21 protein-coding genes and 1 tRNA gene are annotated in these 19,037 nt (G+C 63.5%); 10 read left to right on the top strand and 12 right to left on the bottom strand.

Translation table 11 applies throughout. The features are described 5' to 3' along the window. Positions 1-18: 18 nt before the first annotated feature. The 6 genes from AC2YJX_RS03220 (at position 19) to AC2YJX_RS03195 (ending at position 5,408) form a co-directional block, all read left to right on the top strand. Complete coding sequence (locus tag AC2YJX_RS03220) at positions 19-633, top strand: HutD/Ves family protein (protein WP_487255253.1); 615 nt, start codon at positions 19-21, stop codon at positions 631-633. 89 nt (positions 634-722) lie between these two features. Further along, complete coding sequence (hutI, locus tag AC2YJX_RS03215) at positions 723-2,006, top strand: imidazolonepropionase (RefSeq protein WP_487255252.1); 1,284 nt, start codon at positions 723-725, stop codon at positions 2,004-2,006. Further along, positions 2,003-2,842, top strand: coding sequence for an alpha/beta fold hydrolase (locus AC2YJX_RS03210; RefSeq protein WP_431149511.1), 840 nt, complete (start codon positions 2,003-2,005; stop codon positions 2,840-2,842). The genes hutI and AC2YJX_RS03210 overlap by 4 nt, the downstream gene beginning before the upstream one ends. A gap of 3 nt (positions 2,843-2,845) precedes the next feature. Next, positions 2,846-4,228, top strand: coding sequence for a formimidoylglutamate deiminase (locus AC2YJX_RS03205; RefSeq protein WP_431149509.1), 1,383 nt, complete (start codon positions 2,846-2,848; stop codon positions 4,226-4,228). 21 nt (positions 4,229-4,249) lie between these two features. After that, positions 4,250-5,068 (top strand): N-formylglutamate deformylase, encoded by an 819-nt coding sequence (gene hutG, locus AC2YJX_RS03200; RefSeq protein ID WP_431149508.1) that lies wholly within the window; start codon positions 4,250-4,252, stop codon positions 5,066-5,068. A gap of 130 nt (positions 5,069-5,198) precedes the next feature. Beyond that, on the top strand, positions 5,199-5,408 hold the full coding sequence (locus tag AC2YJX_RS03195) for a hypothetical protein (RefSeq protein WP_055394068.1): 210 nt from the start codon (positions 5,199-5,201) through the stop codon (positions 5,406-5,408). 60 nt (positions 5,409-5,468) lie between these two features. Here AC2YJX_RS03195 and asd read toward each other — a convergent pair whose 3' ends face one another. From asd to AC2YJX_RS03160, 7 genes are all read right to left on the bottom strand, one after another. Then, complete coding sequence (gene asd, locus AC2YJX_RS03190; protein WP_487255251.1) at positions 5,469-6,320, bottom strand: archaetidylserine decarboxylase; 852 nt, start codon at positions 6,318-6,320, stop codon at positions 5,469-5,471. 62 nt (positions 6,321-6,382) lie between these two features. Beyond that, positions 6,383-7,096 carry an ABC transporter ATP-binding protein gene (locus AC2YJX_RS03185; RefSeq protein WP_055394064.1) on the bottom strand — a complete coding sequence of 238 codons (714 nt, stop codon included), beginning with the start codon at positions 7,094-7,096 and terminating at the stop codon, positions 6,383-6,385. Position 7,097: 1 nt separating this feature from the next. Further along, the gene (locus tag AC2YJX_RS03180) at positions 7,098-7,871 is read right to left on the bottom strand and encodes an ABC transporter ATP-binding protein (RefSeq protein ID WP_055394062.1); all 774 of its coding nucleotides are present in this window, start codon (positions 7,869-7,871) and stop codon (positions 7,098-7,100) included. Further along, positions 7,864-8,862 (bottom strand): branched-chain amino acid ABC transporter permease, encoded by a 999-nt coding sequence (locus tag AC2YJX_RS03175; RefSeq protein ID WP_055394060.1) that lies wholly within the window; start codon positions 8,860-8,862, stop codon positions 7,864-7,866. Before AC2YJX_RS03175 ends, AC2YJX_RS03180 begins: the two co-directional genes overlap by 8 nt. Positions 8,863-8,935: 73 nt before the next feature. After that, positions 8,936-9,799: a branched-chain amino acid ABC transporter permease gene (locus AC2YJX_RS03170; protein ID WP_055394231.1), complete on the bottom strand. Its 864-nt coding sequence runs from the start codon at positions 9,797-9,799 to the stop codon at positions 8,936-8,938. Between the two features lie 21 nt (positions 9,800-9,820). Next, the gene (locus AC2YJX_RS03165) at positions 9,821-10,462 is read right to left on the bottom strand and encodes a LysE family translocator (protein WP_055394059.1); all 642 of its coding nucleotides are present in this window, start codon (positions 10,460-10,462) and stop codon (positions 9,821-9,823) included. Between the two features lie 155 nt (positions 10,463-10,617). Beyond that, positions 10,618-11,805 (bottom strand): ABC transporter substrate-binding protein, encoded by a 1,188-nt coding sequence (locus tag AC2YJX_RS03160; RefSeq protein ID WP_055394056.1) that lies wholly within the window; start codon positions 11,803-11,805, stop codon positions 10,618-10,620. 482 nt (positions 11,806-12,287) lie between these two features. Between AC2YJX_RS03160 and AC2YJX_RS03155 the strand changes: the two genes are divergently transcribed. The 4 genes from AC2YJX_RS03155 (at position 12,288) to AC2YJX_RS03140 (ending at position 15,247) form a co-directional block, all read left to right on the top strand. After that, positions 12,288-13,520 carry an HPP family protein gene (locus AC2YJX_RS03155; RefSeq protein ID WP_487255250.1) on the top strand — a complete coding sequence of 411 codons (1,233 nt, stop codon included), beginning with the start codon at positions 12,288-12,290 and terminating at the stop codon, positions 13,518-13,520. Positions 13,521-13,746: 226 nt separating this feature from the next. Further along, positions 13,747-13,998, top strand: a complete 252-nt coding sequence (infA, locus tag AC2YJX_RS03150) for a translation initiation factor IF-1 (RefSeq protein WP_010465645.1) — start codon at positions 13,747-13,749, stop codon at positions 13,996-13,998. 206 nt (positions 13,999-14,204) lie between these two features. Continuing rightward, positions 14,205-14,281 (top strand) — tRNA-Pro (locus AC2YJX_RS03145). A gap of 171 nt (positions 14,282-14,452) precedes the next feature. Continuing rightward, entirely contained in the window at positions 14,453-15,247 is a 795-nt protein-coding gene (locus tag AC2YJX_RS03140; RefSeq protein ID WP_487255249.1) for an acetyltransferase domain-containing protein, read from the top strand. Positions 15,248-15,398: 151 nt separating this feature from the next. Here AC2YJX_RS03140 and AC2YJX_RS03135 read toward each other — a convergent pair whose 3' ends face one another. The 5 genes from AC2YJX_RS03135 to AC2YJX_RS03115 all read right to left on the bottom strand — a co-directional run bounded on the left by AC2YJX_RS03135 (position 15,399) and on the right by AC2YJX_RS03115 (position 18,994). Beyond that, on the bottom strand, positions 15,399-16,184 hold the full coding sequence (locus tag AC2YJX_RS03135; protein ID WP_055394051.1) for a peptidylprolyl isomerase: 786 nt from the start codon (positions 16,182-16,184) through the stop codon (positions 15,399-15,401). 67 nt (positions 16,185-16,251) lie between these two features. Beyond that, the gene (locus AC2YJX_RS03130) at positions 16,252-16,512 is read right to left on the bottom strand and encodes a BolA family protein (protein ID WP_055394049.1); all 261 of its coding nucleotides are present in this window, start codon (positions 16,510-16,512) and stop codon (positions 16,252-16,254) included. A 13-nt stretch (positions 16,513-16,525) separates the two neighbouring features. Continuing rightward, on the bottom strand, positions 16,526-17,074 hold the full coding sequence (locus AC2YJX_RS03125; RefSeq protein WP_306555014.1) for a septation protein A: 549 nt from the start codon (positions 17,072-17,074) through the stop codon (positions 16,526-16,528). Positions 17,075-17,099: 25 nt separating this feature from the next. Then, positions 17,100-17,513 (bottom strand): peptide-methionine (R)-S-oxide reductase MsrB, encoded by a 414-nt coding sequence (msrB, locus tag AC2YJX_RS03120; protein WP_055394045.1) that lies wholly within the window; start codon positions 17,511-17,513, stop codon positions 17,100-17,102. Continuing rightward, the gene (locus tag AC2YJX_RS03115; RefSeq protein ID WP_487255248.1) at positions 17,510-18,994 is read right to left on the bottom strand and encodes a protein adenylyltransferase SelO; all 1,485 of its coding nucleotides are present in this window, start codon (positions 18,992-18,994) and stop codon (positions 17,510-17,512) included. Before AC2YJX_RS03115 ends, msrB begins: the two co-directional genes overlap by 4 nt. Positions 18,995-19,037: the final 43 nt, after the last annotated feature.

Genomic DNA, 19,037 nt, shown 5'->3' with positions numbered 1-19,037 from the left:
ACAACGACAACGACACCGATGGCAATGCAATTTTTTGATCTGGCAACCACGCCCAGCATGCCCTGGAAAAACGGCGGTGGCAGCACGCAGGAGCTGGCCTGCTGGCCCCCCGGCGCGGACATGAACAGCTTCGAGTGGCGCGTGAGCCTCGCGACGGTGGACCGGCCCGGGCCGTTCTCGGTCTTCCCGGCCATCGACCGCCAGATCATGCTGCTGGCCGGTGACGGCTTGCACCTGCGCAGCCCGGGCTGGGAGCACCGGCTGGAGCAGCGCTGGAAGCCGTTTGCTTTTTCGGGCGATGACGCGGTGGATGGCGCCATGCTGGGCGGCACTTCCAAGGACTTCAACCTCATGCAACGGCGGGGCCTGTGGCAGGGCCCGCTGCAGGTGGTAAGCGATGCGCAGTCGCCCGGCGACACGCCCGCAGGCCTGTGCCTGGTGCTGCAGGGCGATTGGCAATGGGTGGCGCAGGGCGCCGGGCCGCGCGGGCTGGCGGCAGGGCAGGGCTTTTGGTGGGCGGGCGAGGGTGGTGCAACGCCGGGCCAACTGGAGCCGCTGCATGCGGGGGCCGACGCCGATGCGCCCGCACTGGTCTGGATCGCCTTGCAGCGCGGTGCAGCCCCCAAAATTTGAATAAAAATGGCCGCCACCGCTTGATGGATAAGCGCTGGTAGCTATTATTTATATAGCATTCAACACGGAGCCCACGGGTGGGCAGGCAGATGCAAAACAAGGACAACCCCAGTCACCACAACGGATGGGCCGCCAGCCAGAACGCCGATGGCGTGTGGCAGAACCTGAAACCCGCGCCCGGCCTGTGGGTGGCCGATGTGCCCGTGCCCGAGGGCCAGCCCGCCTGCGTGGTGGTGCAGCAAGGCCAGATGGCCTGGGTGGGGCCCGAGGCGCAGTTGCCTGCCGCCTACCAGGCATTGCCGCGCCATAATGCGCGGGGCGCGCTCGCCACCCCCGGGCTGGTGGACTGCCACACGCACCTGGTCTATGGTGGCCAGCGTGCCAACGAATTCGCCATGCGCCTGGCCGGTGCCACCTATGAAGAAGTGGCCAAGGCGGGTGGGGGCATTGTGTCGTCGGTGAAGGCCACGCGCGTTGCCACCGAAGACGAACTCTTTGACCAGGCTGCGCCGCGCCTGCAGGCCCTGCTGGCCGAAGGCGTATGCGCCATCGAGATCAAGTCCGGCTACGGCCTGGCCTTGGAGAACGAACGCAAGCAATTGCGCGTGGCCCGCCGTCTGGGCGAGGCGTTTGGCGTGACGGTGCGCACCACCTTTTTGGGCGCGCACGCGCTGCCGCCCGAGTACGCAGGCCGTAGCCAGGCCTATGTCGATCTGGTCTGCAAGGAGATGCTGCCCGCACTGGCCGCCGAGGGCCTGGTGGATGCGGTGGATGTGTTCTGCGAACGCATCGCCTTCACGCTGGCCGAGACAAGCCAAGTCTTCCAGGCTGCGCAAAAGCTGGGCATTCCCGTCAAGCTGCATGCCGAGCAGCTGTCGGACATGGGCGGCTCGGCGCTGGCAGCACGCTACGGCGCGCTGTCGTGCGACCACATCGAGCACCTTTCGGCCGACGGCATCGCTGCCATGAAGGCCGCAGGGACCGTGGCCGTGCTGCTGCCCGGTGCCTACTACACGCTGCGCGACACGCACCTGCCGCCCATTGCGCAGCTGCGGGAAGCCGGCGTGCCCATGGCGGTGTCCACCGACCACAACCCGGGCACATCGCCAGCGCTCAGCTTGCTGCTCATGGCCAACATGGCCTGCACGCTGTTCCGCCTGACGGTGCCCGAGGCGCTGGCTGGTATCACCACCCATGCCGCGCGCGCGCTGGGCTTGCAAGATTCTCACGGCCTCATCGCTTCTGGCAGGCCCGCCAATTTTGTGCTGTGGTCTGTGGGCGAGGCGGCCGAGCTGGCCTACTGGTTGGGCCAAAAGCCCGACTGCACCATCGTGCGGCAAGGGCGTATTGCAAGGGCAAGGAGTGAGGCATGAGCATGGCTGTATCGGAGCTGCGCTTGGGCCCCATGCACGGGCGCCAGCAAGGGCAGGGGGCGCCCGTGCTGCTGGTGCACGGTGCGCTGGCCGATGCGCGGATGTGGTCGGCCCACCAGATCCATCTGGCTGCGCGCTGGAACACACTGGCCGTCACGCTGCGCTACTTTGGTACGGAGGCTTGGCCCGACGATGGCCCGCCCTTTGGGCTGGCCACGCATCTGGACGACCTCGTGCAGGCCATCGACGCATGGGGCCAGGGCCCGGTGCATCTGGTGGCCTGGTCGTATTCAGCACATGCCGCTTTGTACATGGCGCGGCACCACGCCACGCGGCTGCGCAGCGTGTTCGTGTACGAGCCAGGCTTTCCTACCTATCTGCAGGAGCCGGAAGCGCTGGCACGCTTTCAGGCCGATGCACAGCTCATGTACGGCCCGTTGGCCGAGGCCGTGTTGCGGAGTGATTTGGCCGCTGCTACCCGCATCCTCATGGATGCCTCGGGCCAGTCGCCGGGGTACTTTGACCGCCAGCCTGCAGAGCGGCGCGCCGTGCAACTGGACAACGCGCACACGCTGCCGCGCATCATGTCGCAGACGCCGCCGCTGCCGCTGTCTGCCACCGACCTGGCGGCCATCACGCTGCCTGTGTGCATTGCCCAGGGCGGTGACACACGCCCCGTCTTTGGCGAAGTCGCCAGCGCTGCGGCGCGTGCCGTGCCGCAGGTGCGCCATCTGGTGGTGCCTCAGGCCACCCATATGTGGCCTGACGAGGCGCCGCAGGCTTTTTGCGAAGCACTGGAAGCCTTCTGGCGCAGCGCCTACCCTTCTGGAGCGTGATCAATGAATGAGCTGTTTGCCCCGAACGCCCTGCTGCCCACCGGCTGGGCGCGCAATGTACTGCTGCAATGGGATGAGGCTGGGCGCCTTTGCACCGTCGCACCGGATGCCGTTGTGCCACAGGGCACTCCCGTGGCCCCAGGGCCTGTGCTGCCTGGTATGCCCAACCTGCATTCGCACGCCTTCCAGCGCGCGTTTGCGGGCCTCACCGAGTACAGGGGGGAAAGTCAGGACAGCTTCTGGAGCTGGCGCAACCTGATGTACTGCTTTGCCGCACGCATCACGCCCGAGTCTCTGGAGGCCATCGCCACCTGGCTGTATGTGGAGATGCTGGAGGCAGGCTACACGTCGGTGTGCGAGTTCCATTACGTGCACCACGACCAGGATGGCACACCGTATGCCGACGATGCCACGCTGTCGCAGGCATTGCTGCGCGCAGCGCGCAACGCGGGCATGGGCATCACGCTGCTGCCGGTTCTGTACCAGACCAGCGGGTTTGGCGCCAAGCCGCCGCGTGCAGACCAGGCCCGGTTCATCCGCAGCACGGATAACATGCTCTCATTATTGGAGCGGCTCACGCCCGCTGCACAGGCGCAAGGGGCTGTTTTGGGTCTTGCACCGCACTCGCTGCGTGCAGTGCCGCCCGACAGCCTGGCCGCTGCGGTGCAGGGCCTCACGGCGCTCAACCCCGAGGCCCCTATCCACATCCACATTGCTGAGCAGACGCAGGAGGTGGATGACTGCATTGCCTGGAGCGGCCAGCGCCCTGTGCAGTGGCTGCTGGAGCACGCGCCAGTGAATGAGCGCTGGTGCCTGGTGCATGCCACGCACATGACGCCGCAGGAATACGCCGATGCTGCCCGCACGGGTGCTGTGGCTGGCATCTGCCCCACCACGGAAGCCAACCTGGGCGACGGCATCTTCGACATGCCGCTGTGGCTGCAGCACGGCGGCCATTGGGGCGTGGGCTCTGACAGCCATGCCTGCGTGAACGCGGCCGAGGAACTGCTGATGCTCGAATACGGCCAGCGCCTGTCGCTGCGCCAGCGCAATGTGCTTGCCAATGCAGCGCAACCCGAGGTTGCGACGGCCATGACCTTGCAGGCCGTTGCAGGCGGGTCGCAGGCCGCAGGGCGCGCCATTGGCGGCATCGCAGTGGGGCAGCAGGCCGACCTGGTGGCTCTCAATGCGCAGCATGTGGCGCTGCGCGATCTGCCCGCGCACAGCATGCTGTCGGCCCATGTGTTTGGCAGCCACCGCACCTCCGCCATTGACAGTGTGTGGGTGGCGGGCCAGCGGCGCATCGCTGCTGGCCGGCACGCACTGCACGATGGTGCTGCCCATGCGTTTGTGACCGCGCGTTCCGCCACCATCGCGCCAGATTGAACCCATACCTTTGGATTTGTGATGACTGATACCTCTCCACCACCTTTTGTTCTCTACCCCGGTACCGCACCACTGCTAGTGTCCATGCCCCACGCGGGCACCTATGTGCCCCCGGCGCTGGCGGCCCGCTTTACCGACGAGGCCCGCCAGGTGCCCGACACCGACTGGCATATGGAGCGGCTGTATGGCTTTGCCAAAGACTTGGGTGCCTCTGTTCTTGTGGCCACGCATTCGCGGTATGTGGTCGATCTGAACCGCCCGCCTGACGGCACCAGCCTGTATCCCGGCCAGAGCGTCACCGGCCTGTGCCCGGTCGATACCTTTGATGACACGCCCATCTACGCCCAAGGGGATGTGCCGGATGATGCTGAGGTGGCGGCGCGGCGCGATGCGGTGTGGGTGCCATACCATGCACAACTGCGTGCCGAGCTGGACCGCATCAGGGCCCGGCATGGCGTGGCGGTGCTATGGGATGCGCATTCCATCCGCTCGGTACTGCCACGCTTTTTTGAGGGCAAGCTGCCCGACCTGAACCTGGGCACGGCCGATGGCGAAAGCTGCAACCCCGCCCTGGCGCAAGAACTGCTGTCGATTGCACAACAAGCCACTGGCTACACCGCCGTACTCAACGGCCGTTTCAAGGGCGGGCACATCACACGCCACTACGGCCAGCCAGAGCAAGGCGTGCATGCCATCCAGCTGGAAATGACACAGTGCAGCTACATGCAGGAGGCCTTGCCATTTGGCTATCTGCCTGAGGTTGCGGCGCTTGTCCAGCCCCATCTGCAGCGCATGTTGACTGCGGCGCTGGCCTTCGCCACGTCCGCATCAAAGGCTTGAGCTTGCTCAAGCTTGTGAGCTAACCCTCTCACTGTTGATGGGGGTTCGGTGCTACCATGGCTCAGCGGTCGGCACCAGGCCGCTGAGGGGGCTCCCTGTTGGTCCACTCAAGCGGAAGGAGCCGCACACCATGGATCCAACCGCCTATTACTACATGCCCCATTTCAAGCCTGGCGCTTCCGTCCAGTGGAAGCAGCAGCGCGAAACGGTCAGCCATGTGGTCATCCGCCGCAATGCGCTGATGATCTATCTGGTGGGCAACGACACTGCCGTGCACCCTGACACCCTGCAACTGGCCCCCACCGCTTTTCAGCTGACGCGCGTCCCGGACCGGATCTGACGGGCTGGTGCACAGGGCAGGGTGCTTACCACCCTTTGCCTGTCGCAAGGCTGCGGTCGCTCAGACCGCCCCGCGCTGTGCCATGGCCTCGCCCAGCTGAATCGCCCGCATCGGAGCCCACTGCGGGTTGAATTGCAGTGGCCCCTGGGGAAACAACATCACCACCGTGGAGCCGAGCAGGAAGCGGCCCATTTCTTCACCCTGCAGCAGGCTGACCTGACCTTTGGCGTAGTCCCACTGCCGTAGCGTGCCCGTGCGTGGCGGGTTGACCTGCCCGTGCCACACGGTGGCCATGCTGCCCACGATGGTGGCGCCTACCAGCACCAGCACAAAAGGCCCCTGGGCCGACTCAAAAAAGCACACCACGCGTTCATTGCGCGCGAACAGGCCGGGCACACCTCGCGCCGTGGTCGGGTTCACCGAAAACAGATCGCCCGGCACATGCACCATGCGCGTCAGCTCGCCCGCGCAGGGCATGTGGATCCGGTGGTAGTCGCGCGGGCTCAGGTACAGCGTGGCGAAGTGGCCGTTGTCAAAACGGGCTGCTGCTTCCGCATCGCCGCCCACCAACGCGGTGGTGGAATAGGTGTGCCCCTTGGCCTGGAAAATCTGGTCCTTCGCGATGGGGCCAAACTGGCTGATGGCGCCATCCACGGGGCAGATCAGGTCTGCCGCCGCCAGCGGGCGGGCCCCGGGTTTCAACGCACGCGTGAAGAAGTCGTTGAACGATGCGTAGCTGGTGATGTCGGGGTTGGCGGCCTCGGCCATGTTGACGTTGTAGCGGGCCACAAAGCGGCGGATCACCGAGGTGGTCAGTCCGCCCAACTGGGCCGACGCAAATTTGCCAGCCAGGGTGGTCAGTGCCTGCTTGGGCAGGAGGTATTGCGGCAGAACTGCCAGGCGATCGGACACGGGCGAACCCCTCGAAGACGAAAGCGGACGATTCTATCGGCGGGGCGCCATCGGCCGCATTCTCATACCCCGAGGTACTGGTCCAGCAGTTGCGGCTGCGCGTGCAATGCGTCGGAGCTGCCCTCGAACACCACCTGGCCCTTGACCAGGATGATGTTGCGGTCGGTGATCTGCGTGACGTGTTTCCAGTTTTTGTCCACGATGACGCTGCTGATGCCGCTGTCCTTGATCAGGCTGCAGATGCGCCAGATCTCGCGGGCGATCAGCGGGGCCAGGCCTTCGGTGGCCTCGTCGAGGATGAGCACATCCGGGTTGGTCATCAGCGCGCGGCCAATGGTCAGCATCTGCTGCTCGCCCCCGCTGAGCTGCTGGCCGCCGTGGCCGAGGCGCTCCTTCAGGCGCGGGAAGGTCTCCAGCACACGCTCGTAGGTCCAGTCGCGCTGGCCGCGTGTGCCGGCGCGCGCGGCCATCTGCAGGTTCTCGACCACGCTCAGGTTGCCAAAGATGCCACGGCCTTCCGGCACGTACGCGATGCCCAGGCGCGCCACCTCATAGGGTGGCTTGCCCGTCATATCGCGGCCCGCCACGGCCACGCTGCCAGAGCGGGGCTTGATCAGGCCCATCAGGGACTTGAGCAGGGTGCTCTTGCCCATGCCGTTGCGGCCCATGAGGCCGATGGTTTCGCCCTGGCCCACGGTGAAATCAATGCCGTGCAGGATGTGGCTGCTGCCGTAGAAGGTGTGGATGCCCTTGGCATCGATCCATGGAGTGGTCATCTCAGTGGTCCTCTCCGAGGTAGGCCGCCTGCACGGTGGCATCGGCGCGCACCTCGGGCGGTGTGCCATGCGCAATCACCTCGCCGTTGACCATCACCGTGAGACGGTCAGCCAGCGCAAACACGGCATCCATATCGTGCTCCACCAGCATGATGGCGTGGGCGGGTTTGAGGCGCTGCAGCAGCTCGACCATGCGTTCCGCTTCGGCCACGCCCATGCCCGCCAGGGGCTCGTCGAGCAGCAGCACCTGGGGCTCCGTGGCCAAGGTCATGGCGATCTCCAACTGGCGCTGCTCGCCGTGGCTCATGGCGCCGGCAATCGCCATGCGCCGGTCTTTCAAGCCAGAAAGCTCAATAGCGCTTTCCAGGCGGGCGTTGGTAGCGCTGTTTTTGATAGTGTTTGCACGTGTGTCCTGCCACCAGCGCAGCGGGTTCCAGGGCTGCTGCGCATCGCGCGACTGCGCGGCCAGGCGCACGTTTTCATGCACTGTGAGCGGCAAAAAGATGTTGGTTTTTTGGTAGCTGCGCCCCAGGCCCTGGCGCGAGATGCGTTCGGGCGCCCAGCCGGTCACATCGGTGCTGCCAAGTTGCACTTGGCCCGCGCTCGGTGGAAGGTCGCCCGAGAGCAGGTTGGTCAGTGTGGACTTGCCCGCGCCGTTGGGGCCGATCACGGCATGGATCTGACCACGCCACAGGTCCAACGATACGCCGTTGACAGCGGCCAGGCCTCCGAAGCGTTTGGTGAGCTGGCGGGCCGAGAGCAGAGCATCAGCCATGGTGAGAATCCTCCTGCGCCTTGGCGGCCCGGCGCTGCCCCAGCATGCCCAGCAGCCCACGCGGCGCTGCCACCACCACCAGCACGATAAAACCGCCCATCAGCAGCTGCCAGTGTTTGGTGATGTCCTTGAACACATGCAGGAGATACTCAAAGGCAAAGGCGCCCACGATGGCCCCGGCAAAATTGCCCATGCCACCCAGGATGATCATCATGATGGCGTGGGCGCTCATGTGAAAGCCCATCAGCTCCGGGTTCACATAGCCTGTCTGCGCGCCCCACAGGTAGCCTGCCAGCCCGGCAAGCGCACCTGCCACGGTGAACGCGGTGAGTTTGTAGCCGCGCGTGCCAAAACCCATGGCGCGCATGCGATGTTCGTTGATGCGAATGCCCGACAGGGCTCGGCCCAGCGGGCTCCAGAGCAGGCGGCGCAGCAGCACGTAAACCAAGATCACCAGCGCCAGCGTGAAGTAGTAGAAGGTCTTTCGGCCTTCAAGGTCGAACGGCAGCCAGCCAAAGATGGAGGCGTCGGGCCGGAAATTGATGTACAGCCCGTCCGATCCGCCCAGCACCTTGTTGTCGAAGAACAGATAGAACACCATCTGTGCGAACGCCATGGTGACCATGATGAAGTAGATGCCGTGCGTGCGCACCACGAAGAAGCCGATGACCAGCGCCACCAGCCCGGCACCCGCCACCGCCAGGGGCAGCGACCACCAGAGGCTCACCGGCGTATCGGCGGGTGTGAGAAAGGCGAGGGCATAGCCCGCCACCCCAAAGTAGGCGGCGTGGCCCAGCGACACCAGGCCAGTCACGCCCTGCAGCAGATCCAGGCTCATTGCGAAGATGGCCATGATCATCATGCGTGTGACCATCTGCACGTAGAAATCACTGCCGACGACCGGGAACAGCAGCAGCGCAGCCAGCCCCAGTGCCAGCGCGAATTGCACGCTGCGCGGCAACACTTCGATATGGGCGCGGGGGGTGCTCATAGGGGGGCGCCGGGCTGTGAAGCTTGTATGGCGTGGGAAGAGCGCGAAGTGACAGTGGCAAGCATCGGGGTCATCATTGTTTGAACAGGCCTTCGGGTTTCCACAGCAGCACGGCCGCCATCAGCATGTAGACCAGCATTCCGGCCATCGATGGCAGCAACACCTTGCCAAAGGTGTCCACCAGCCCCACAAGCAGGGCCGAGATCAGGGCGCCACGCACGGAACCTATGCCGCCGATCACCACCACCACAAAACACATGATGAGAACGGACGAGCCCATGTTGGGATAGACGCTGGATACCGGCGCGGCCACCATGCCCGCGACGGCCGCCAGGCCCACGCCCAGCGCAAAGACGATGGCGTGGATCAGCTTGATGTTCACCCCCAGCGATTCGGCCATGTCGCGGTTGAAGGCGCCTGCGCGGATCTTCATGCCCAGCCGCGTTTTGGAGATCAGCAGGTACAGGCCCAGCGCCAGCGCCATGCAGACGCCGGAGATGAACAGCCGGTAGACCGGGTAGGAAAGGGTGTCGGTGAGCGGAATGGACCAGTCCAGCATCGCTGGAATCGGGACGCCGTGCACGTCGTCCCCCCAGAGGATGGAGCGCAGTTCCTCAAAGATGTAGATGAGGCCGAAGGTCAGCAGCACCTGGTCCAGGTGGTCGCGGTGGTAGAAGTGGCGAAACAGCAGCCACTCCAGCGCCAGGCCAAACAACACGGCCAGCCCGGCGCCCCCCAGGATGGCCAGCGTGAGGCTGCCAAAGTGGCCCGACAGCGAATAGCCCAGGTAAGCCCCCAGCATGTAAAAGCTGCCGTGCGCCAGATTCACCACCCCCATGATTCCGAAAATCAGCGTGAGGCCGGCGGCCAGCATGAACAGCAGCAGCCCGTACTGCACGCTGTTGAGCAACTGGATCAGGAAAGTGGCGAAGTCCATGGTGGGCAAACAGACAGGGGATCAGGTAGCGCGGCGTGTCGCCAGCAAAAGGGTGCCCATCAACGTGAACAGGCCGCCCGAAATGCGGTTGAACCAGCGCATGCGTGCGCCAGAGCGCAAAACGGGTGCCAGCCGTGCTACACCCAGTGCACACAGCGTGAGAACCGTGAATTCAAAAGCCACAAAGGTGCTTGCCAGCACGGCAAACTGCGGTGCCCATGCGGCGGTCGGGTCCAGAAACTGGGGGAAGAACGCCGTGAAGAACAGCAGGGCCTTGGGGTTGCTGCCGCCCACGATCAGACCCTGGATGTAGAGCTTGCGCGCAGGCACCACGGCCTTGGTCTGCGTGCTGTTTGCGGGCATCTCGTCGAACACCGTTGTCTGGCTGCGAAACGTCTTGATGCCAAGCCAGATCAGATACGCCGCGCCGGCAGCCTTGAGCACCCAGAAGGCGGTTTCCGATGCCGCCAGCAATGCGCCAAGGCCCAGGGCCGAAAGCAACATGGTGCCCAGCACTGCCGTCACGCTGCCTGCAGCAGCGGCGAGGGCCTTGCGCGGGCCGTGCTGCAGAGAATTGGTCATGCACATGAGCATCGTCGGGCCGGGCGAAAGAACCAGCAGGGCCACTGCGGCAAGGTAGAGCAGGTAGGTACTGAGCGACATAGGATTGGGTGGAAGGCAAGGTGGCCGCAAAGTCCGGGCGCACAGCAGACAGGCCTGCCATGGCGGCAGTCCATCAATGCATTGTGTCAAAGCTGCGGGGCGGACCGGACCCGAAGTCCAGCACGCGCCGTGCCCCGGGCAGTGGGGTGAGCGCGTCAGCCCATGCGGCAGCCGGCACCGCTGTCGGCCAGGGCCTTGGCGGCAATGCCAATCACCTTGTTTTCCTTGTTCTCGACGCGGCGCAGGTAGATGTCCTGCACGGGGTTGTGTGCCTTGCTCATCGTCCACTTGCCGCGCGGGCTGTCGATGGTGGCGCTTTCCATCGCCTTGATGATGGCAGCCTTGGCGGACAGGTCGCCCTTGACGGCGTTGGCGCCCTGCACCAGCAGAAGGCCGGTGTCGTAGCCCTGTACCGCGTACACATCGGGCTGGCTGCGGAAGGCCTTGGCGTATTCCAGGCGGAATTGCTTGTTGCGCGGTGTGTCCAGCGAGTCGCTGTAGTGCATGGTCGTGATGATGCCTTCGGCAGCGGGGCCGGCAGCGTCCAGCACGCCTTCGGTGAGGAAGCCCGAGCCGTACAGCGGAATCTTGTCCTTGAGGCCTGCGGCCGCATAGTCCTTGATGAACTTGGCAGCACCGCCGCCCGCGAAGAAGCAGGCCACGGCGTCGGGCTTGAGAGCGGCGATTTCGGTCAGCAGCGCCTGGAATTCCACGTTGGGGAAGGGCAGACCCAGTTCCTTCACGATGGTGCCGCCGGCTGCAGTGTAGCTTTGCTTGAAGCCTTCGAAGGCTTCGTCCCCTGCCGCGTATTTCCAGGTGATCCACACAGCCTTCTTGTGGCCCTTTTCGACCATGGCTTTGCCCAGGGCCAGCGTGGGCTGGGAATTGCTGAACGAAGTACGGAAAACGTTGGGGGCACACAGTGCGCGCGTGGCGGCATGCACGCCGGCGTTGGGAATCAGGTTGAGAACCCCCGTATCGCGCGCCACCTTCTGAATGCCCATCTGCACACCTGAATGCACGGTGCCAATCAGCACATCCACCTTGTCGCGCTGCACCAGCTTGCTCGCGTTCTCGACACCCTTGCTGGGCTCGGACTCGTCGTCCACCTTGAACCATTCGATCTCGCGACCGCCGAGCTTGCCACCCTGCTGGTCTATGGCCAGGCGCACGCCGTTTTCGATGGCGACCCCCAGTTGTGCAAAGGTACCGGTGTAGGGCAGCATGAAGCCCACGCGCACCTTGCCGCTTTGCGCACGCACGATGGAGGGCAGCAACAGCCCTGTAGATGCGGCGCCCACGAGGGCGGCGCTACGGCTGATGACGAGGCGGCGGGTGGTCATTGGACTTGTCTCCTTTGTTTAGGCTTAAAGTAATTTACTGCAAGCATTCGGTGGTGAATACCTATGGGTTACCCGTACCGTTGGGCAAGGGGCTCCCACATTGCGAGGTGCCCGAGGACTGCAACCGGGCCCGGCGGCAGAGGCTCGCCGATGATGGGTTTACCAAGGGCTGCTTGACGGACATAGAACCAAGTTCATGAATTAAAGTGCAGTTTTGTGCTTTTTGTGCAGTATAGATCGTGTGATTTTTGCTGTGGGCAGCTATTTGAGCCTCCGGTATCAGTAGTTTCGAGCATAGGCACGGTTCTGAAAGCCCTGACGGGTTGTTTGGCCGCGAGTGTGGGGGCTCTCTGGATGGGAGTGCTTCAATGCCCTGCAAAATGGAGGCATGGGTAACTCTGGAGGCCGGTGTTGCCTGCTCTTGAAGGGGCTGCGCCCCGTCTCGCCGGAAGGCGGGCAAACCGCATGTTTCCGATTGCTTCATGCCCCTTTCATCAGCCCCATCTTCATCGTCCACTTCCCAATCCATGCGGGTGCGTCTAGCCCGGTGGTTGCGCCATTTCTGGCCCGCACCGTTAGGTATCGACGGACGCGAAAGGCTTCGCTTCATTGTGGGCGCCGTGATCGGTGTACTGCTGACGGGATTACTCAGCCGCTGGTGGGCAGGGGGAAGCAGCGCAGGTCCCTGGATGGTGGCATCGCTGGGGGCGAGTGCGGTCCTGGTGTTTGGCATGCCGTCCAGTCCACTGGCCCAGCCCTGGCCGGTCCTGGGAGGAAGTACTTTGTCTGCGCTGGTGGGCGCAGTTTGCTCCGCGTTCATCCCAGACCCGGCACTTGCAGGGGCGGTTGCGGTGGGGTTGGCTATTGCGCTGATGGTGCCCCTGCGTTGCCTGCATCCACCGGGCGGAGCAATGGCGCTGTATGTCGTGCTGACCGCGGGGGACGGGTGGCATCTGGCCGCATTTCCCATCCTGTTCAATGTGATCGTTCTCTTGGTCTCGGCCGTGGTCTACAACGGCCTGACAGGGCGCCGGTACCCCCATCCTCAGCGGATGGCGGCCCGAACCGATATTGCTCAGGGCGCTTTTACCGCCTCGGATGTGGATGCAGCGTTGGCACACTACAACCAGGTGCTGGACGTGAGCCGTGCCGATCTGGAAGGGCTGTTGCACTTGGCGGGCCGTGCAGCCTTCCAGCGGACGCTGGGGGAGGTTCGCTGTTCGGACATCATGTCAAGGCCACCGTTTGCGGTGGAGGCGGGGATTTCCCTTAAAGACGCCTGGGCGTTGATGCGTGCCCAGCAGATCAAGGCGCTGCCCGTGGTGGATGCTCAACGCCTGGTGGTAGGTATCGTGACGGTGGCGGACTTCATGCGGCTGGCCAACCTGGATATGCATGAAGGTTTGGGGCAGCGTTTACGGATGCTGGTCATGGGGCGTACGGGGCAGCCCCAGAATGTGGGCGAAATCATGTCGCACCCGGTCCAGGTGGCCCACGTGGGGCAGCACGCCATGGATCTCGTCCCTCTGTTTTCCCAGGGCGGGCACCACCATATTCCCATTGTGGAGAGCGAGGGCCGTCTGGTAGGGGTGATCACACAGACGGACCTTGTGCGGACGTTGGCAGCAGCTGTGCAAGGGCGCGACGAGGGAGGCTCTGCGGGTGCCACCTCGGTGCGCGGGCGTGCGCCGACCGAAGAGCAAGCTGCCCCATAGGCAAGACGCGGTACATCGCGGTACAATTGACAGGCTTTGCACAGTGCTCATGCCTGTCCATTGAAGCCGTCTCCCCCGGCCCTCTGCCTGATCTGCGCCCCGGGTGCAGCGACTCCCACCGCCCGCAATGCACCGTGTGTCGAGCACCGACCACGCCGTAGCTGCCGTGGTGGATGCACAAGCGTCAGGTGCCGATCACAGAATATTTGTTTTGAAAAGATAGAACATGGCCAAAGAAGAACTCATTGAAATGCAAGGCTCCGTGACGGAAGTCCTTCCCGACTCGCGCTTTCGCGTGACGCTGGACAACGGTCACCAACTGATCGCCTACACGGGCGGCAAGATGCGCAAGCACCACATCCGCATTCTGGCGGGTGACAAGGTGTCGTTGGAAATGTCGCCCTACGATTTGTCCAAAGGACGCATCACGTTCCGCCATCTGGCCGGTCGCGGTCCCGGCCCTTCGGGCAATCGTTGATATTCGGCCCCGGGGAGACACGGACTGGCGCTTGCTTGTTCCGGCTCTTGGGGCAAACGGTTTCTTGTGTTCCTTCATCTGCGCACTGTTTCTCCCAGAGGCGGTGCTTTCCCGGTTCAGGTCTTCGCACCGTGCTTTTAAAAAAATCACAAAAAGCACGCGTTGAACCAAAAACAGGGAAATTGCCGGGTTAGAATACGAGCTGTCGGAGCGTAGCGCAGCCTGGTAGCGCATCTGCTTTGGGAGCAGAGGGTCGCGAGTTCGAATCCCGCCGCTCCGACCAATGTTTGAAGGCCTTGCAGCACATGCTGCAAGGCCTTTTTTCTTGCCCGCATTCTTTTTGCTTGTTGGAATGTATGGTTCGACCCGCGTGGCAAGACGGAGTTGGATTTGCGTACCATCTGGCCCATAGGGCGGGCAAGTGTCCGCACCGACACCTTCCGCTGGTATTGCCATGAACCGTGCGCTTCCCTTGCCGCCTGCCCCGTTCTCCTCGCTCCAGCCGTCACCACGTTATGACAGCGTAGATGCATTGCGCGGCCTGGCAATGGTGTGGATGACGGTCTTCCACTTTTGCTTTGACCTGAGCCATCTGGGCTTCTGGCCGCAGAATTTCCGCGCCGACCCATTCTGGACCTCGCAGCGGACGGTGATCGTGAGCTTGTTCCTGTTCTGCGCCGGGCTGGGGCAGGCCATTGCGCTGCACCAGGGGCAGGGGTGGGCTCGGTTTGGTCGGCGGTGGTTGCAGATCGCTGGCTGCGCGCTGCTGGTGTCTGCGGGGTCGTTCGTGATGTTTCCCCACAGCTTCATCCATTTTGGCGTGCTGCACGGTATGGCTGTGATGCTGCTCATTGCCCGGTGTACCGCAGGGTGGGATAGGTGGCTGTGGTTTGCCGGGTTGGTGGCTGTGGCGTTGCCATCGGTAGCGCACCAGCTTTTGGTGGGTGCATGGGCTGAAGCTGCGCCCTGGTTCAATGGGCGCGCGCTCAACTGGCTGGGTCTGGTGTCGCGCAAGCCTTTTACCGAAGACTACGTACCCGTGCTGCCGTGGTTGGGGGTGTTGTGGTGGGGGCTGGCTGCCGGCCAATGGGCCATGGCTGCGGGTCGGGGCCACTGGCTGGGGTGGCGGGTTCCCCAAGGCTTGCAGCCGCTGGCACTGCTGGGGCGGTGGAGCCTGAGCTATTACATGGTGCACCAGCCGGTCATGATTGGGCTGCTGATGGCGGTAGCCTGGATAACGAAGGGTTAGTTGGCCGGGGACCGCTCTGGGGTCTGCACCCATAGGCCCCGCTGCCGCTCCGGTCACCGTGGGGCGGTTTTCCACCCGCCCATAAAAAAACGCGGCCTGGGCCGCGTTTTTTGAGTGCATTGCCAAAGCAGATGCGCAGTTGCCTTGCCAGTTACTCGACCTTGGCCTTGGCGCGCAGGTCTTCCTGGAACTTGGCCAGCTTTTGCTGTTGCAGCTGCTGGGCCACCTGGGGCTTCACTTCTTCCAGCTTGGGCAGTTCTGCTTGGCGCACGTCGTCCAGGCGGATAACGTGCCAGCCGAACTGGCTCTTCACGGGAGCGTCGGTCATCTTCCCCTTTTGGAGCTTGACCAGGGCTTCCGTGAATTCGCTCACGTAGCTCGAAGGATTGGCCCAATCCAGGTCGCCACCCTTGGCGCCAGAACCTGGGTCCTTGGACTGCTTCTTGGCGATGTCTTCAAACTTGGCGCCCTTCTTGATGGAGGCGATGATGGCCTTGGCATCCGCTTCCTTTTCCACCAGGATGTGGCTGGCCTTGTATTCCTTGCCGCTGTTGGCTGCCACGAACTTGTCGTACTCAGCCTGGATCTCGGCGTCGGTCACAGGGTTCTTTTTCTGGTAGTCGGCGAACAGTTCGCGGATCAGAATGGTCTGGCGGGCCAGATCCATTTGTGCCTTGTAGTCTGCCGAGCCTTCCAGGCCGCGCTTTTGCGCTTCCTGCATGAAGATTTCGCGGGTGATGACTTCTTCCTTGATCTGGCCTTCGATGTCAGGCGTCACAGGACGGCCCGAGCGTTCCACCTGCTGCTTGAGGGCTTCAACGCGCTCTTTTGGCACGGCCTTGCCATTGACGATGGCGACATTCTGGGCGGAAACGGGCAGGGCCAACGTGCCCAGCACGGCAGCGGCCACGAGGCCGGACAGGAGCTGTTTCTTCATGCGGAATCCAAAAAATGAGAGGTTGTTTGCCAGCTGAGTTCCGGCAACAGAGGATATGGGGGCCGGTTCAGAGAACTTCAATGGCGAGGGCGTGAACGCCTTGGTCAATAAATTCTTGCAGCGCATCATACACAAGGCGATGCTGCGCGACGCGGGGCTTGCCCGTAAACAAAGGTGACGAAATGCGCACCCGAAAATGGGTGCCAAAGCCGGTGCCGTTGGCGCCCGCGTGCCCTGCATGGGCGGCACTTTCATCAAGCACTTCCAGGGCGGTGGGTGTAAGACGGTCCGCCAGGGTCTGGTGCATTTGCTGAGCGAGGGAGGTCATGGCAGGTTGTCCTTCAGGCAGCAGGCTCGTCGCCTTCGTCGCCCTTGATGTGGGGCGCCACATAGATGCCCTGGCCCACCAGGAAGACCAGCGGGAAGGCGTAGCCCCAGAGCTTGAAATCCACCCAGGCCTCGGTGCTGAAGTTGACGACGACATACGCGTTGATGGCCGACATAAAGGCGCAGTACACGATCCAGGCGACGTTCAGCCGGTGCCACACGCCCTCCGGCAGCGTCAGCTGGCTGCCCAGCAGCATCTTGAGGAAGTTCTTCTTCATGGCCCACACCGCCACCGCGAGGGCGATGGACATGGCGCCGTAGAGCACCGTGGGCTTCCACTTGATGAAGCGGTCGTCCTGCAGCACCAGCGTGAGCGTGCCGAACAGCAGGATCAGCACCAGGGTGACCTTGTGCATGGTCTGCAGGCGCCGGTCGATGGCGTAGATCAGCGCCATTTGCGCGACCGTGGCACCCATCAGCACCGCCGTGCCCACATAGATGCCATAGAACTTGTAGGCCCCGAAGAACAGCAGGATGGGGAAGAAGTCGATCAGAATTTTCATGGGGTCAGGGGGCGGGTCTCGGGGCTCAGTCCTTGCCGGATTCGAAATCCAGCGAGGCCGAGTTCATGCAGTAGCGCAGGCCGGTGGGGGTGGGGCCATCTTCAAAGACATGGCCCAGGTGGGCCCCGCATTGTGCACACACGGTCTCCGTGCGGACCATGCCATGGCTGCGGTCCACGATCTCGGTGATGGCGCCGGGGATGGCTTGCGAGAAGCTGGGCCAGCCGCAGCCTGCGTCGAACTTGGTGACGGAATCGAACAGTTTCGCACCGCAGCAGATGCAGTGGTAGCTGCCATCGGCCCAATGGGCTTCGTATTTGCCGGTGAATGGCCGCTCGGTGGCGGCGTGGCGCGTCACCTGCAACGCGACGGGCTCGGCGCCCTTGTCCTTGAGGATGGCTTGCCATTCGGCATCGGATTTCTGAACGGGGTAGGTCATGATGAACAGCTGATCTCGATGGAAGAGGCCCAGTCGGGCGGGAAGGCTGCGTAGGCGTCGTGCCCGGGGTGCTCGTCAAAGGGGTGCTCCAGCAGCCGCTGCAGGGTTTGGAGTTCGCTGAAGTCGCCAAGTTTCGCGGCACGGATGGCCTGCTCGCCCAGGTGGTTGCGCAAAACGAACTTGGGATTGGTTTTTAGCATCAAATTGGCCGCCAGCGCTTTATTTTCAAGCGTTAATAGCTCTGAATATGATAGCAACCAGCCGTCAAAGGCGTTCCGGTCGGCGAACAGGTCGCGTACTGGCCCAAAATCGTTCTGCTGTACCGCGTGCGACAGGCGGCGCCAGAAGATGGTGTAGTCCACGGCGTTCTGGGCCAGCAGCACCAAGATGCCGTCGATCAGTTCTGCATCTTTCTCGCGTGCCTGGGCCAGCCCCAGTTTGCTGCGCATACGGGCCATGAACGCTTCCGGGAAGACGGTTTTGTAGGACTCCAGGGCACCTTTTGCCAGCTCCGGGTCGCCGATCAGCGGCAACAAAGCCTGCGCCAGGCAGAACAGGTTCCAGTACGCCACATTGGGCTGGCGGTTGTAGGCATAGCGGCCCTGGTTGTCGCTGTGGTTGCACACATGGCCGGGCACAAAGGCGTCCAGAAACTGGAAAGGACCGTAGTCAATGGTCAGCCCCAGGATGCTCATGTTATCGGTGTTCATCACCCCATGGCAAAAGCCCACTCCCTGCCACCGTGCCATCAGGTGTGCGGTGCGTTCGCTCACGGCCTGTAGCAGGGCGGCATACGCGTTGCCACCGAAGTCGCGGGTGTCCCGGGATTCGGGGTAGTAGCGGTCGATAACGTAGTCGGCCAAGGTCTTGAGCTGTGCTTGCAGGTCGTTGGCTGCAAAGTGCTCGAAATGGCCAAAACGCACAAAGCTGGGGGCCACCCGCGTCACTACGGAGGCCGTCTCAACCTCTTCACGGCGCACGGGTGCGGGCGAACCGGTGATGCACAGTGCGCGCGATGTCGGAATGCCCAGGCCATGCATGGCCTCGCTGCACAGGAATTCACGGATGCTGGAGCGCAGCACAGCGCGCCCGTCGCCCATGCGGGAGTAGGGGGTGCGGCCAGCGCCCTTGAGCTGGATTTCGAGGCCCGCCGCAGTTTCTCCCAGCAAGATGGCGCGGCCATCACCCAGTTGGCCGGCCCACACGCCGAACTGGTGGCCGCTGTAGACGCTGGCCAGGGGCCGAGAGCCTGCAAGCAGCGTATTGCCGGTGAAGGCTTGCAGGGCTTCGTCCCGCTGCAGCCAGTCAGCGTCCAGGCCGATCAGCTGTGCAACGGCAGTGCTGGTGCCCACCCAGTGCGGGGTGGGCAGCGGAGTGGGGCGCAGTTCGGTGAAAAAGTCCGGTCCCAGGGCGGCAAATCCGTGCTTCCAGGCCAGGCCGATATCGGCGGTGGGGGTCACGCTTTCGGCGGGCAGGTTCATGGGTGGATTGTCTCGCACCCCGGATGCCCCGGCGCTTGCAGGG

The organism is Acidovorax sp. SRI_002, from assembly GCF_057586455.1.
Note: the sequence above shows the minus strand (reverse complement) of the source record. Positions and strands in the feature narration are given on the sequence as shown.